The organism is Amycolatopsis rubida (assembly GCF_900115345.1).
Taxonomy (GTDB): domain Bacteria; phylum Actinomycetota; class Actinomycetes; order Mycobacteriales; family Pseudonocardiaceae; genus Amycolatopsis; species Amycolatopsis rubida.
The window spans coordinates 180,724-194,842 of the sequence record NZ_FOWC01000002.1; the positions used below are offsets into that span (position 1 = coordinate 180,724).

Sequence of the window (14,119 nt, forward strand, 5' to 3'; positions counted from 1 at the left end):
CCGTGGCGCCTGAACTGCTCCTCACCAACGCCACTGTGTACACAGTGGACGAAGATCGGCCGTGGGCGACTTCGCTCGCGGTGGAGAACGGCCGGGTGACGACTGCCGAGGCCGGTCCGGGCACCGAGGTCGTCGATCTCGGCGGCGCTTTCGTGCTGCCCGGTTTCGTGGACGTGCACAGCCACCACGCCCTCGCCGGACGGGAATTGTTCGAACTGCGCTTGGAAAGCGGCGCAGGTCTGGACGAAATCCTCGCCGCGGTCACGGAATGGTCGGCTGGGCTCGGTCCGGACGAATGGGTCGCCGGCGGCGCTTGGCCGTCCACTTTGGCCCCTGAACTCGGCCACGAGTCCGTGCGGCGAGCGCTGGACGAGGCGGCGGGCGGGCGTCCGGTCGTGCTGATCGAGGACAGCAGGCACAACCGGTGGGCGAGCAGCCGCGCGCTGGAACTGGCCGGGATCACCGCGGCCACTCCGGACCCGGCAGGCGGGACGATCCACCGCGACCTCGACAGCGGCGCGCCGACCGGTTTGCTGATCGAGACCGCGGGCTTGGCGGTGGAGCGGGCGATGCGGGACACGCGCGCGCTCACCGCGGAGCAGCACGCCGAAGCATCGCGGCGAGCAATCGCGATTTTGCATTCCTACGGCATTACCGCATTCCAGGACGCCGGGGCCACTCTCGACATCCTCGCCGCGCTGAAGACGCTGGACGACGCCGGCGAACTCGCCGCGTGGGTAGTGTCGTCGATGCTGGTCAACGACCCGATCTTCGGCGCGGACCCGATCGGCGAACCGCTGCTCGGCCGGGCCGCGGAGTACCGCAGCGAGCATCACCGGCCGGACTTCGTGAAGATCTTCCTCGACGGCACCCCGCCCGCGCACACCGCGGCGTTCCTGGAGCCGTACCTGCACCACGAGTGCTTCTGCGGCGACACCACGATGCCGCCGGAGGAACTCGCGGACTGGCTGGACGTCGCCGTCTCGGCCGGGCTTTCGGCGAAGATCCACTGCGCGGGCGACGCTGCCGTCCGGGCCACTTTGGACGCTGCCGGCAACCTCCGCGCCCGCGGCGACTACACGACGAAAATCCAAGTGGCGCACGGACAGTTCATCCACCCGGACGATCTGGAGCGGTTCGCGACGCTCAACGTGTCGGCGGACATCTCGCCGTTCCTGTGGGTGCCCGGCGTGATCCCGGACGCCATCGCACAGGTGATCCCCGCCGAACGCGCGGCGCGGATGCAGCCGAACCGCACGCTGCTGGACACCGGCGCGCTGGTCGCCGGGGGTTCGGACTGGCCGGTGAGCGAATCCCCGAACGCCTGGGAAGGCATCGAGGGCCTGATCACCCGGCAGGACCCGTACGGCAAGCACCCCGGGAGCCTCTGGCCGGAGCAGGCCATCACGCTGGCCGAGGCGATCCAGGTGTTCACGCTGAACTCGGCCCGCGCGTGCGGGCTCGACGACGTGACGGGGTCGCTGACGCCGGGCAAGTCGGCGGATTTCGTGGTGCTGGACCAGGATCCGTTCCAGACCCCGGCGGAAGAGCTGGCGGGGATCACGGTGCGGGAGACGTGGTTCGGGGGCAAGCGGGTGTTCGCGCGGGGTTGAGGGGGTCGTGGGTGTTGATGCCGGTTAGAACCGGCATCAACACCCACGAGCCCGGTTTCGCCCGCACCAACCCCGCAGCCAGCCGCCGCTCATGCCACCAGCCGTGCCAGCCCCCAGCCGCTCCCCAAGCCAGCAGCCAGCCGCCGCCCACGCCACCAGCCGTGCCAGCCCCCAGCCGCTCCCCAAGCCAGCAGCCAGCCGCCGCCCACGCCACCAGCCGTGCCAGCGCCCGCCCGCCGCCCAGTTGCCACAGCACCGCCCCGCTGGCTCGGCAGCAGCCGGGCCGCCGGGCCTGTGCCCAGCAGGAGCCGCTCTGCCTGGTGTGGCCTCGTGAGTGGCGATCCCGGTTCTCACCGGCATCGCCGCCACTCACGACACCCCCTCATACAGCCAGCCGCTGCCCCGGCGGCCACGCGCCCAGCAGCCCGCTCCGCCCAGCGACGTCGCGCGTGGCACGACGTCCTCAGGCCAGCAGAAACTCCGCCACCCGCTCCCCCATCAGCACCGCGGGCGCGTTCGTGTTCCCGCTGATCACCCGCGGCAGCACCGAGGCGTCCGCGACCCGCAGCCCGGACACCCCGCGCACCGCCAGCGTCGGATCGGTCACCGCCAGCTCGTCGGTCCCCATCCGGCAGGTGCCCACCTGGTGGTGATACGTGATCGCGGTGCGCCGCACGTACTCCCGCACATCCGCCGGTCCCGGATACAGTTCGCGCGCACCCCATTCCCCGGCCAACGCCGGGGCGCGGCCGATCAACCGGCACTGCTCCACCGACGCGACCAGGCTCTCGAAGTCCGCCGGGTGCGCGAGCGCGGCCAGATCGATCAGCGGCATCTCGGCCGGATCCGCGCTGCGCAGCCGCAGCGTTCCCCGGCTTTGCGGCGTGATCATGCCCGCCATCAGCGAGAACCCGGTCGGCGGCCCGGTCATCCACGGCTCGTACATCGGCACGCTGAAGTGGATCGGCTGGGTGTCCGGCACCGCCAGGCCCGGACGGCTGCGCCAGAACAGGTGCGTCTGCGTCACCGAAAGCCCGGTCCGCGGCGGCGCGACCGCACGCCGGTCGGTGGCGAAGATGACCGGCGACAGCAGGTGGTCGTGCAGGTTCTCGCCGACGCCCGGCAGGTCCGCGACGACGTCCAGCCCCAGCGCGGCGACGTCGTCGGCCGGGCCGATTCCGCTGCGCAGCAGGATCGCCGGGGACGCGAGCGCACCGGCGGCGAGCACGACCTGGTCGGCGAACAGCGGCTCCGGTTCGCCGTCGATCTCCGCCACGACCCCGATGCAGCGGTCGCCCTCGAACAGCACGCGATGCACCAGCGCGCCGGTGTGCACGGTCATCTGACCGGCGACCGGTTCGGCGTAGCAGAGCCAGGTGTTGCGCCGCCGTCCGCCGGCCATGGTCACCTGCTGCACGGAGATGCCGTCGAGGGTGCCGCTGTTGTAAGCGTCGTTGAACGGCAGGCCGATCTCCCGCGCGGCGTCCACAATGGACTGCTGGATCGGCTGCAGCGGATCGTGCCGCTCCAGGTCGAGCAGGTCGCGTTCGGTCCGCTCGTACACCGGGCGCACGTCGTCCCAGGTCCAGCCGGGCAGTTCCCAGCCGTCGTAGTCCGCCGCCGCGCCGCGGACCCAGATCATCGCGTTGAGCGAATGCGAGCCGCCGAGCACCTTGCCGCGCGGCAGGTGCAGGCTGCGGTTCCCGGCGTGCGGCTGCGGCACCGTGCAGTAGTCCCAGTCCTCGGCGGAGTGCCACAGCTCCCCCGCGCGCGACGGGTCGTGGATCGCCGCGTTCGTGTCCGGTCCGCCCGCTTCCAGCAGCGTCACCTTCGCGCCCGCGTCGACCAGCCGCCGGCACACCACCGAGCCCGCCGAACCCGCACCTACCACGATCACGTCCATGTCCTGATCCTGACCGGTTCCCCGGCCGCGCCCGGAATTGTCTTCACTCGCCGACAACGGGCGTGCCCTCGCGGACAAGACCGCCCGCCCGCCGCGCGCCGATACTCGGATGCGACCAGAAGATCGGGACTAGGGAGCACCATGGCGACACGCCTGTTCATCGACGGTCAGTGGACCGAGGCCGGCGGGGAGCCCATCCCGACCCGCGATCCGGCCACCGGCACCGTTCTCGAAGACGTCGGGACGGCGACTCAGGCCGACGTCGACGCCGCGGTCGCCGCCGCGCGCCGCGCGCTGACCTCGCCGGAGTGGGCCGGGCTCGCGCCGGTGCAGCGGGCGAAGCTGCTGTTCCGCCTGGCCGACCTCGTCGACGAGCACCACGAGGAACTCGCCGCGCTGGAAACCCGCGACCAGGGCCAGCCGATCGGCGTCTCGCGCCAGGTGAGCGTGACCGGCGCGGCCGAGCACCTGCGTTATTTCGCCGGCTGGGTGACGAAAATCCAGGGCACCACGAACCCGGTTTCGTTCCCGGACACCCTGCACTACACGCGTCGCGAGCCGGTCGGCGTGAACGCGCTGATCACGCCGTGGAACTTCCCGCTGATGATCCTCGTGTGGAAGCTCGCGCCCGCGCTCGCCACCGGCAACACCGTGGTGATCAAGCCGAGCGAGGTCACGCCGCTGACCAGCATCCGGCTGGTGCGGCTGGCCGAGCAGGCCGGCCTCCCGCCGGGCGTGGTGAACCTGGTGACCGGCGACGGCCCGGTGGGCGCGATGCTGAGCTCGCACCACGACGTCGACCACGTCTCCTACACCGGCTCCACCGCGGTCGGGAAGCTGATCACCGCGGCGAGCGCGGAGTCCAACCTCAAACGGCTCACGCTCGAACTCGGCGGCAAGGCCCCGAGCATCATCGCCGCGGACGCGGACCTGGACGCCGCCGTCGCGGGCAACCTCGCCGGCGCGACGCTGAACACCGGCCAGGTCTGCGCGGCCTACACCCGGTTCTACGTCGACCGCAAGCGCGAGCAGGAGTTCGTGGAGAAAATGGCCGCCGGGCTGGCGGGTCTGCAGGTCGGCCCCGGCCTGGAGGAGACGACCCAGGTCGGGCCGCTCGTGTCGGACAAGCACCGCAGGCACGTCGCGAACCTGGTGGCGACCGGCCGTTCCGAAGGCGCGGACCTGATCACCGGCGGCGCGGAGGTCGACCGCGACGGCTACTTCTACCAGCCGACGCTCTTCGCGGGCGTCACGGACTCGATGACGATCATGCGCGAGGAGATCTTCGGCCCGGTCCTGGCGGTGACGCCGTATGACGACCCGGACGAGCTGGTCGCACGCGCGAACGACACGCAGTACGGCCTCGCCGCGACCGTGTGGACCCGCGACATCCGCACGGCGCAACGCTATGCGGACGGGATTCGCGCGGGCGCGGTGTTCGTGAACATGCCGCCGATCCCGGACATGGCCGCTCCGTGGGGCGGGTACAAGGCGTCGGGCTGGGGCCGCGAGATGGGCCCGTGGGCGCTGGACGCGTACACCGAGACGAAGGCGGTTTGGCTGCACTACGGCTGCTGAACGCTTTCGGGGCTCGGCGGTCCGCCCGGGACCGCCGAGCCCCGTTCAGCGGGCCAGTTCGGCCAGCGACAGCAGCAAATGCGCCGGCTCCGGGTACCAGATGTCCGAATGCGTCCCGGCTGGATTCCACCGCCGCCCGCGCCGGAACCGCCACCCCGGCTCGACGTCGGCACTCCGCCAGTCCAATTCGGACCGTGAACGTGCAGACACCCGACCGCGTCGAGCTGCAGCAGCCCGTATGCGGCGACGTGCTCCGGGCGCAGCCTCCTGGCGCGGTGGAAGACCGTCCGCAGACCCGGTGGGCCTGCCGGTTTCCGGGTCCGGGTGTTCGACATGCGCGAGGGTGCGGACGACGTTCGCCGCCGCGGTCCCGTCCGCCGATCAGGGTTGGGAGCACCCCGAACCGGTCGCCCTCGGCCTCGTCGCGGGCGAGGCAGATCCAGCTGAACCCGCCGCGCGCCCGGCCTCGCCGCGGCCCACCGGGCTGCCGCATTCCACGCAAAACCGGTGCCGCTCCGGCAGTGCCGCGTCGGGCAGCACGGTGTCGAACGGGTCCGGCAGCCTCGCTTTCGGCAGCGCGACCCGCAGGTGCGGACGAGGAGTTCGTCGAGCCCGTCCTCGACCACCGAATCGTCGATCGCCCATTCCCGCAACTGCGGGAAGTACCCCAGCACGGTGTCCGCCGGAATCAGCCGCACCGCGTGGTCGGCCACCACGATGCCGAGCAACTGCCCGGTGGTGCGGTCGAACGGGGGACAGCCGCACAGGTCCGGGTCCGCGCGGCCCTCCAGCAGAGCGAGCGGCACCCGTTCGCTGTCCGTCGCTTCGGTGGTGGCGCGTACCCAGATGCCGTAGCCGAGGCGGAGCGGAAGGCTGTGGATCCGGACTTCCCGCCCGGATTCGACCTTTCGCCGGAGCGTGGTGCCGTGGCGCCCCGGAGCGGCCAGTTCGAGCAGCGCCAGCTCGCCGCGCGCCCGCGAGCGGCGGGACCAGCCCGGCCAGCGTCGCGGAACCCGCCGATTCCACCCGGAAAACGGTTTCCTCGCGGGCCGCGCGGGAGCAGGTCGGGACGTACCGGCCGCCGATCAGCACGCCGGAGCCGTGGAGGCGGCCGTCGGCAGCGTGGATCCGCGCCGGCCCCGGATCAGCGGCCACGAGGTAAAACCTTACCCGGGAACGGCCTCCGGATCGTTCGGTTCGGGCGAAGCCGTCCGGTCACCCGGCGCGACGGGTCGCCCTCCCCGAATGGACGTATCGCGCGCGGCCGGAGCCGTCGTCGCCAAGGAAGACCAGCGGCAGGTGGATTCCGCCCTGCGCTTCGCGAAGAATCAGGGTGTCGCCTTCGAGAAAGACCAGTTCGGATTTGCTGGCGGCGCTCAACTCCGCGGCTGTCCCTTTAGGACGTTGCTCCAGCCAGACCCGGCCGTCGTCGTCTTGGGAGACCACGAGATCGGCGACCGTGCTGGCGTAAGTGCCGAGATACCGGTCCGCGGCGAAGGGCTCCGGCTCGGCAGGCGGACGGGGCGGCAGCGACACCTCGACGCCCCCGAATTCCTTGAGCAGCGCGGGAACGAGGTCGGCGTACAGGCTCATCGCGCCGCCGCCGTTGGTCAGCAGCGCCACCACCAGGTCGCTTTCGGGCACCAGCCGCAGGAACGCCGCCTGTCCGATGGTGTTGCCGTCGTGGCCGTAGACCTGGCCGGCCGGAGTGTCGAACAACTCCCAGCCGAGGCCCCAGGCATCGCCCATGATGCCGAGCGGCGGAAGGCTGACCTGCCGCTGAAGCATGGCCGCGGCGCTCTCCGCGCTCAACACTCCGGCACCGCCCGCGAGGTGCATGCGGGCGAAGGCGAGCAAATCCGCCGCGGACATCGCGAGCGACGACCCGGCCGGTCCGTTGGACCGCAGCATCGACCAGAACGGCGCGGGCACGAGGTCCGCGCCCGGCTCGGGTTCGAGGTGCCCGATCGCGGGACGGAACCGGATCGCGTCGAGAGCGTTCGGGGCGAAATGCCGGAGTTTGAGCGGCACGGCGAGGTGTTCGCGAAGGCAGTCCTCGTAATGCCTGCCGCGCAACACTTCCACCAGCCGCCCGAGGACGACGTACCCCGCATTGTTGTAGGAGAACAACTCTCCGGGCGGGAACAGCTGGGCGACGCCGTCGAGGGTCGCGACGAACTTCTCCACCGCGTCGTCGCCGGGGCCGGTGTCGGTGAAGAGGTCGCCCTCGAACCCGGCGGTGTGGCTGAGCAACTGGCGCACGGTGATGGCCGCGTCGCCCAGTTCGAGGTCGGGCAGGTAGTGCCGGATGGGAGCGTCGAGATCGACCAGGCCCTCGTCCACGAGCTGCAGGACGAGGGTGGCCGTCCACACCTTGGTGATCGAGCCGATTTGGAATACCGAATCGGCCGTGGCGGTGACCCCGGTGCCGAGATTGAGCACCCCGGCGGACGCGGTGGCGGTCTCCTCGCCGATCGCCACCGCGATCACCGCGGCGGGGACCCGGTGGTGTTCCAGCAGCGCGGGAAGGTCCTGCTCCAGCCGCCTGCGGAGAGCGTCGAGCTTGTCCATCCCGGGAAGGTATCGCCGCGCCGAGACCAGAAGTTCGTCTCCGGAGACGGAAAAATCCGCGTTCGGCTGGAGCACCGGACGAACTCCTCAGACGAGCACCTCGCCGTCCTTCGCGACCACCCGGCCGCCCGCGATCACCAGCGAACGCACCGGCGCCCGCGGCAACGCGTCCGGCACATTCTCCGCCGCCACCAGCACCACGTCCGCCCGGCAACCCGGCACCAGATCATGCCGCTCCCGGCCCACGAACGAGCCCGCCCGCCGCGTCGCCAGCTCCACCGCCGCCGTCAGATCCTCGTCCCTCCGCAAGCCGTGCAGGCGGGCGAAACCGAGCGCGATCTGCAGGATGTCGCCGTCGCCGTACGGGGACCACAGGTCGCGGATCCCGTCCGTGCCGAGCCCGACCGGGACCTCGCGCGCCGATGAATTCGAGCCATGGCAGCGGAGCCACCCGCACCGGCGCGACCGTCGCCAGCGAGATGCCCGCCTCGGTGATCCGGTCGAGCAGCGCCGCCTGCCGCGCCGGGGGAACCTCGCCCAGTGCGAAGCCGTGCGACACGGTGACCTTGCCCTGCAGCCCGGTGCGCACGGTCCGGTCCTCGATCAGCACGCACTGGAACGCGCCCAGCTCGCCGCCGTCGTGCAGGTGGATGTCGAGGCCGACGCCGCGCCGCTCGGCGATCTCGAACAGTCCGTCGAGCTGGCCGACCGGGTCGCGGTCGATGCCCGCCGGGTCGAGGCCGCCGATCCGGCCCGCGCCCGCCGCCGCGGCCTCGTCGAGCAGCTTGCGCACCCCCGGCCGCCGCAGCACGCCGTCCTGCGGGAAAGCCACGATCCCGACCTCCACCGCGCCGCCCAGCCGCTGCGCGGCTTCCCGCACGATCTCGATCCCGCGCAGGCCAAGCCCCAGGTCGACGTCCACGTGACTGCGCGCCGCGATGGTGCCGTGCCGCAGGAATTCGCGCAGCACCGTCTCGGCGATCTCGACGCTCGGGATGCCGAGCGCGTCCCGCTCGGCCCGCTCGTGCGCGATGCGGCCTTCAGTGCTCGCGACGCCGCCGTAGGAGACTCACGGCTTGCCCCACCAGCTGTTGTCGACGTGCGCGTGCGAGTCGACGAACCCGGGCAGCGCGAGCAGCCCGGCGCCGTCGATCCGCTCGCCCTCGACCGGGGCCGAGCCCGCGGGTCGGACGTCGGAGACGCGGTCGCCGTCGAGCACGAGGTCGGCCGGGTCGCCGCCCCACGGGCGCACACCGGTCACAGTGCGAGAAGCCATGTCAATGGTATACCAAATTATCGGGTGGTTGTCCCGCGAGCCTGGCCCTGACACTCCCAGGACCGAGGGGTACTGGCCGCGCCGCGCCGCGCGCCGCACCATGGACGGCAGCCGCGGCGGCACCGGCGCGGCGGGAAAGAAGGGCGGAACATTGACCGACAACCTCCCCGGCGGGACGTTCACCTTGGCCGGGCACACCGTCGCCCGCCTGGGATACGGCGCGATGCAGCTCGCCGGACCCGGCGTGTTCGGGCCCCCGAACGACCGCGACGAGGCACTCGCGGTCCTGCGCACGGCCGTCGAGCTGGGCGTGAACCACATCGACACCGCTGATTTCTACGGGCCGCACGTGACGAACGAACTGCTCCGCGAAGCGCTCGCGCCTTACGACGGGCTGCGGATCGTCACCAAGGTCGGCGCGGTGCGCGACGACAAGGGCGGCTGGATCCACGAGCGTTCGCCCGAGCAGCTGCGCGACCAGGTGGAGTCGAACCTGCGCAACCTCGGCGTCGAGGCGCTCGACGTGGTGAACCTGCGCGTCGGCGGCGGACCGGACGGGCACTCGCCGGTGCCGGGCTCGCTGGCCGAACCCTTCGGCGCGCTCGCCGAACTGCGCCAGCAAGGCAAGATCAAGGAACTCGGCGTGAGCGTGGTCGACGCCGAGCAGGTGGCCGAGGCGCAGTCGATCGCACCGGTGGCCACCGTGCAGAACTGGTACAACGTCGCGCACCGCGGGGACGAGAAGCTGATCGAATCCCTTGCTGCCCAAGGGATTTCCTATGTGCCGTTCTGGCCGCTCGGCGGATTCAGCCCCCTCCAGTCCGCGACGCTGGACAACGTCGCCGCCCGGCTCGGCGCCAGCCCGAAGGCGGTCGCGCTGGCCTGGCTGCTGCACCAGTCGCCGAACATCCTGCTGATCCCCGGCACGTCGTCGGTCGCGCACCTGCGGGAGAACGTGGCGGCGGGCGATCTGGAACTGCCCGCGGACGCGGTGGCCGAATTGGACACTATCGCCGGATAACGCCGATTCGGGGTGCTGACTGCTGACTGTCAGCACCCCGAATCGCAGAAGAAAACTGGACGATAGTTTCCGATGAACGGACGGCGAATTCCTCTCCGCTTCCGCGCACTTCACCAACGAACGACGGTGCACCGGAAGTCCGGGCGCGATTAGCGTCCTCGACGGCAGTTTCCGCCACGCTAAGGAGAAAACGCGCCGATGAACGTCAACCGCGCCTGCGCCGCTGTTCTCGCCGTCGCCGGGCTGATCGCCGCACCGGCCACCGCCCCGGCCGCGGCATCCGAGTTGCCCGGCTACGGCCAATGGCAGGCCGACGTGCGCGAAGCCCTCGACCCGGCCGTTCCCTGGCTGACCGACCGGGTCGCCAAGGGCGGGTCCGGGCTGGCGATCGTGCTGGACATCGACAACACCTCGCTGGAAACCGAATACCACCCCGGCGAACCGAACCGGCCGGTGCTCGCGGTCGCCCAGTGGGCGGGCCAGCACCACGTGTCCGTCCTCTTCGTGACGGCACGGACCAGTTCCTCCTCAGCGCGCACGCAGCTGAGCGACGCGGGATATCCGATCGACGCGATCTGCACCCGCGAATCCGGCGAGGGCACCGCGGAAGGCAAGCAGCGCTGCCGCGCGGACCTGACCGAGCAGGGCTACACGATCACGGCGAACATCGGCAACCGGTCCACCGACCTCGAAGGCGGGGACTACGAAAAGGGCTTCAAGCTCCCGGACTACGACGGGCAGCTTTCGTAACTCGTGAGTGGCGATCCCCTCAACCGTCGAAGTGTCCGCGACGCCACGCGCACGATCGCAGGTCCTGGATCAGCTTCTCCTGCGCCGCCTTCGCCCGCGGATACCCGGAATCCGGCCCTGGCTTCGCACGTCGCCCGCACCAGATTCCCGGTCGAACGCTGGAAGAACTCCATGACATCGTCTTCGGCGAACGACGGCGAGTTCGACACGTCCACCTGCACGTCGGCACCTCGCAGCACGCCGGGCGGCCCTTCGCCGGTCAACTGCACGACCTGAGAGCCGATCCGCCCGTTCCCGCCGTTCCGCCGCGGGCGTCGCCAGTCAGGACCGGACAGCACGCCGATTTGTGACACCCGTGCCCGCTAAGCTCGCGAATGCCCGCCGGAACAGGAACGAACGCGCCGCCGATGGCGGAAAACGTCGAGGGCCACCTCGGTGTTCGCGCAGGTCCGGCGGCGGCTGTTCGGGATCGGCTACCGGATTCTCGGCAGCGTCGCCGACGCCGAGGACGTCTGGCTGCGCTGGCACACGTGCGACCGTTCAGTCGTCCGCAACCCGGGCGCGTTCCTCGCCACCACCACAACCCAGCTGGCCATCACCGCGAGCCCGGCACGAAACCTACGTCGGCCCGTGGCTGCCCGAACCCGTCGACACCTCCGCGGACCCGCGCAGATCGCCGACATCGTGCAGACCACCGAGGTGAGCGCGCCAGCTGGTCAGCCGGGCGCGCAAACACCCCGCCGCGGAACGCCGGACGCCCGAGCGGCGGCTGCTCACCGCGTTCGTGGACGCCGCGCGCCCCGGCGACCTGGCGACGCTGGAGGACCTGCTCGCCGAGGACGTGGTCAGCTACTCCGATGCCGGCGGCGCGGTCCGCGCGACGCGGATTCCGGTGGTCAGCGCGGTCACGGTGGCGAAGTACGTCCGCGCGTTCGCCGACCGGTTCTGGTCCGGTGCCGAGGTGCGCTGGAGCGAGGTCAACGGCCAGCCCCCGGCAGTGGTCAGCCACAGTGTCGGCGTCGGCCAAGGGCGTCCACCGCGTGTTCTGGCTGAGGAACCCGGCCAAGCTCGGGGCGTATCCCGCCCGAGCCCGGGGTACCCGGCGGGGATGAAGCGACCCGGCCCGGTGCGCTGGCTGCACTACGTCTACGGCGGAGTACTCCCCGAGGAGTACCGCGAGTGGGTGCTGTACGACGCGACCGCGAAAACCTGGGTGCTGCGCTTCGCGTTCCGGATCTTCGCCGAGGCGCTGCCCTGGCTGATCGCGGGCTACGTCGTCCTCGCCCTGGTCACGCCGATGCCTGCCGGGATGATCGTCGCGGCGCTGCTGATCAGCCTGCTGCTGAGCCTGTTCCTCACCGTCACCAGCGCCGACGAACTCGCCGAGGTCCGCCTCACCAAGCACGGTTTCCCGCCCGGCACCGGGAAAGAAGTCCGCAAACGCCGCGGCGGCGCGTCGACCTGGCCGTGAAGCGGTTGCCGAACGCGTAACCGCTTGGTTACGCTTCCGCCGTGGACCTGGCCGCCAGTGCGATCGCCGACCCGGTACGGCGGGACATCCTGGCGCTCCTGCAACACCAGCGCCTGTCCGCCGGGGAGATCGCCGCGCGTTTCGCCATCAGCCGTCCCGCGGTGTCGCGGCATCTGCGCGTACTGCGGGAAAGCGGGCTGGTGCGCGACGAACTCCTGGGCAGGCAACGGTTTTACGCCCTCGACCCGCAGGGCTTCGCCGAACTCGCCGCCTGGCTCGCCCAGCTTCTCGCCCCGCCTGCCTGGCAGCAGCGGCTCGACGCGCTGGAGACTGAGGTCCACCGCACCCGTCGCGACGCCTCCGCCGGAGAGGAACACACCGCATGAAACCCATGCCCGGCGCGAGAGCACACGGTCTCGCCGACAGCATCGACCTGGTTCTGCCACGCACCTTCCGCGCACCGATCGACGACGTGTGGGCCGCGATCACCGAACCCGAACGCACCGCGCGCTGGTTCGGCCCCGGGAGGGCGACGGGACACCCGGTCGGATGATCCGCGTCCAGATGCTGTTCGAGGAGGAGGCGCCCTGGATGGACCTTCGCGTCGACGCCTGCGAACCGCCGCGCCGGCTGGCTGTTTCGGCCACCGACGAATCCGGAGCCTGGCGCATGGAGGTGCGACTGGAGTCCCGAGGCGCGGCAACGGAACTCCAGCTGGTGCGCCACCTGGACTCCGCGGACACGATCCCGGACGCCGGTCCTGGCTGGGAGCACTACCTCGACCTGCTCACCGCCGCCCCTGCCGGCACGCCGCGGCCGGACTTCGCCGACCACCGCCCGGCGATGCCGCCCGCTTGCACCGAATTGGCCGGAAAGTTTTCCTGACCGCCCGTCAATAGTCCACTTCGGACAGTCGGCGACCGAACGAAATGCCTTGAACGGCCACGACTTCCCCGTTCGGCTGACGGCGGCGACCGGCGCGGAATCGCACCGCAGGCTGCCGGGTCCGCAGCGGCATATGGAGTACACTGCTGTACCAGTTACTTTCAGTAGTCCCGCGTGACGAGGTGTGGGCCGGTCCGGTGGGAGGTGCACGGTGGAGGCGACACTGGGCAGCACGCTGGTCACCGAGGCGGACGAGGACGAGCGCACCGACGCCGAGCTCCTCGCCGCCGTGCGCGCCGGAGATTGCCAGGCTGGCGGGGAACTGTTCCGGCGGCACGTCTCGCTGATGCGCCGCGTCGCCGCCGGTTTGGTGCGCCAGCAAGCCGAACGCGACGACCTGGTCGCCGAAGCCTTCGCGCGCGTGCTCAGCACGGTCGCGGCGGGCGGCGGTCCGGAGTCGAACGCGCCAGCGTATCTCGTAGCCACGATGCGAAATCTCTTCGCCCGGTGGAGCCGCCACGAAAACCGTATCGATCTGTATGCGACTGTTCCGGAACCCGTAACTCTTGACGGCGGCGCTGACGAACTCGCAGTCATGCGCTCCGAAGACCGTCTGGTGTGGTCGGCCTACCGAACACTGCCCGGCCGCTGGCGAACGGTGTTGTGGCGGATGTCCGCCGAAGGCGACACCCCGGCGGAACTCGCCCCGGTGCTCGGCGTTTCCCCGAACGGCGTCGCGGTGCTCGCCCGGCGCGCCCGTGAGGGACTTCGGCAGGCGTACCTGCAAGTCCAGGTGCCGGACGCGGAATTGCCGCAGTGCCAGGAAGTCCGCCGCCGGATGGGCGCGTGGCTGCGCGGCACCCTGCCCGCCCGCCGGGCCGGAGTCCTCGCCGGACACCTCGCGGTGTGCGAACCGTGCCACGCGGTCGCCGCCGAACTGGCCGAGGTCAACCGCGAACTGCCCCGGATGACCGGCTGCTGCGGCCCGGCGATCCCGGAGCCCCGCTAGCCAGACCCCGCGGGATCAGACCGGCCGCGAAGACACCAGCAG

The 14,119-nt window shown here is 71.1% G+C and carries 15 protein-coding genes; 9 read left to right on the forward strand and 6 right to left on the reverse strand.

The features are described 5' to 3' along the window. Positions 1-2: 2 nt before the first annotated feature. Entirely contained in the window at positions 3-1,613 is a 1,611-nt protein-coding gene (locus tag BM362_RS09805) for an amidohydrolase (RefSeq protein ID WP_067580679.1), read from the forward strand. A 463-nt stretch (positions 1,614-2,076) separates the two neighbouring features. Here the strand turns inward: BM362_RS09805 and BM362_RS09810 are convergent, their stop codons facing one another. Continuing rightward, on the reverse strand, positions 2,077-3,516 hold the full coding sequence (locus BM362_RS09810) for a GMC family oxidoreductase (protein WP_093572896.1): 1,440 nt from the start codon (positions 3,514-3,516) through the stop codon (positions 2,077-2,079). Positions 3,517-3,657: 141 nt separating this feature from the next. Here BM362_RS09810 and BM362_RS09815 point away from each other — a divergent pair, with 141 nt between their 5' ends. Continuing rightward, positions 3,658-5,094, forward strand: a complete 1,437-nt coding sequence (locus BM362_RS09815; RefSeq protein WP_093572897.1) for an aldehyde dehydrogenase family protein — start codon at positions 3,658-3,660, stop codon at positions 5,092-5,094. A gap of 45 nt (positions 5,095-5,139) precedes the next feature. On the opposite strand, the gene BM362_RS47330 is transcribed toward BM362_RS09815, so the two are convergent. The 5 genes from BM362_RS47330 to BM362_RS48145 form a co-directional block, all read right to left on the reverse strand. Further along, positions 5,140-5,280, reverse strand: coding sequence for a hypothetical protein (locus BM362_RS47330; protein ID WP_167545261.1), 141 nt, complete (start codon positions 5,278-5,280; stop codon positions 5,140-5,142). 195 nt (positions 5,281-5,475) lie between these two features. Then, positions 5,476-5,739 carry a serine/threonine protein kinase gene (locus tag BM362_RS50470; protein WP_093572898.1) on the reverse strand — a complete coding sequence of 88 codons (264 nt, stop codon included), beginning with the start codon at positions 5,737-5,739 and terminating at the stop codon, positions 5,476-5,478. Positions 5,740-6,309: 570 nt separating this feature from the next. Beyond that, complete coding sequence (locus BM362_RS09825) at positions 6,310-7,665, reverse strand: serine hydrolase domain-containing protein (protein WP_093573391.1); 1,356 nt, start codon at positions 7,663-7,665, stop codon at positions 6,310-6,312. A gap of 87 nt (positions 7,666-7,752) precedes the next feature. After that, positions 7,753-8,049, reverse strand: a complete 297-nt coding sequence (locus tag BM362_RS50245; protein WP_342029801.1) for an amidohydrolase family protein — start codon at positions 8,047-8,049, stop codon at positions 7,753-7,755. 685 nt (positions 8,050-8,734) lie between these two features. Beyond that, complete coding sequence (locus BM362_RS48145; protein WP_208865156.1) at positions 8,735-8,941, reverse strand: hypothetical protein; 207 nt, start codon at positions 8,939-8,941, stop codon at positions 8,735-8,737. A 151-nt stretch (positions 8,942-9,092) separates the two neighbouring features. Between BM362_RS48145 and BM362_RS09835 the strand changes: the two genes are divergently transcribed. The 7 genes from BM362_RS09835 (at position 9,093) to BM362_RS09870 (ending at position 14,077) form a co-directional block, all read left to right on the forward strand. After that, positions 9,093-9,962 (forward strand): oxidoreductase, encoded by an 870-nt coding sequence (locus BM362_RS09835; RefSeq protein WP_093573392.1) that lies wholly within the window; start codon positions 9,093-9,095, stop codon positions 9,960-9,962. A gap of 198 nt (positions 9,963-10,160) precedes the next feature. Then, complete coding sequence (locus tag BM362_RS09840) at positions 10,161-10,712, forward strand: HAD family acid phosphatase (protein ID WP_067580671.1); 552 nt, start codon at positions 10,161-10,163, stop codon at positions 10,710-10,712. Between the two features lie 784 nt (positions 10,713-11,496). After that, positions 11,497-12,183 (forward strand): DUF5313 family protein, encoded by a 687-nt coding sequence (locus tag BM362_RS48785; protein WP_244287099.1) that lies wholly within the window; start codon positions 11,497-11,499, stop codon positions 12,181-12,183. 41 nt (positions 12,184-12,224) lie between these two features. After that, a complete protein-coding gene (locus BM362_RS09860; RefSeq protein WP_093572899.1) occupies positions 12,225-12,569 on the forward strand; it encodes a metalloregulator ArsR/SmtB family transcription factor in 345 nt (114 codons plus the stop codon). Beyond that, complete coding sequence (locus BM362_RS48790) at positions 12,566-12,736, forward strand: SRPBCC domain-containing protein (RefSeq protein ID WP_232791623.1); 171 nt, start codon at positions 12,566-12,568, stop codon at positions 12,734-12,736. Before BM362_RS09860 ends, BM362_RS48790 begins: the two co-directional genes overlap by 4 nt. Beyond that, entirely contained in the window at positions 12,733-13,068 is a 336-nt protein-coding gene (locus BM362_RS09865; RefSeq protein WP_244287100.1) for an SRPBCC domain-containing protein, read from the forward strand. The genes BM362_RS48790 and BM362_RS09865 overlap by 4 nt, the downstream gene beginning before the upstream one ends. A gap of 211 nt (positions 13,069-13,279) precedes the next feature. Continuing rightward, on the forward strand, positions 13,280-14,077 hold the full coding sequence (locus BM362_RS09870) for a sigma-70 family RNA polymerase sigma factor (RefSeq protein ID WP_093572900.1): 798 nt from the start codon (positions 13,280-13,282) through the stop codon (positions 14,075-14,077). Positions 14,078-14,119: the final 42 nt, after the last annotated feature.

What these genes read in the sequence shown, in the direction of transcription:
- BM362_RS09840 (WP_067580671.1), top strand. Translation starts at nt 10,161, where the DNA reads ATGAACGTCAACCGCGCCTGCGCCGCTGTTCTCGCCGTCGCCGGGCTG.
- BM362_RS09865 (WP_244287100.1), top strand. Translation starts at nt 12,733, where the DNA reads ATGATCCGCGTCCAGATGCTGTTCGAGGAGGAGGCGCCCTGGATGGAC.
- BM362_RS48790 (WP_232791623.1), top strand. Translation starts at nt 12,566, where the DNA reads ATGAAACCCATGCCCGGCGCGAGAGCACACGGTCTCGCCGACAGCATC.
- BM362_RS48145 (WP_208865156.1), bottom strand. Translation starts at nt 8,941, where the DNA reads ATGGCTTCTCGCACTGTGACCGGTGTGCGCCCGTGGGGCGGCGACCCG.
- BM362_RS50470 (WP_093572898.1), bottom strand. Translation starts at nt 5,739, where the DNA reads ATGGGCGATCGACGATTCGGTGGTCGAGGACGGGCTCGACGAACTCCT.
- BM362_RS09810 (WP_093572896.1), bottom strand. Translation starts at nt 3,516, where the DNA reads ATGGACGTGATCGTGGTAGGTGCGGGTTCGGCGGGCTCGGTGGTGTGC.
- BM362_RS09825 (WP_093573391.1), bottom strand. Translation starts at nt 7,665, where the DNA reads ATGGACAAGCTCGACGCTCTCCGCAGGCGGCTGGAGCAGGACCTTCCC.
- BM362_RS09815 (WP_093572897.1), top strand. Translation starts at nt 3,658, where the DNA reads ATGGCGACACGCCTGTTCATCGACGGTCAGTGGACCGAGGCCGGCGGG.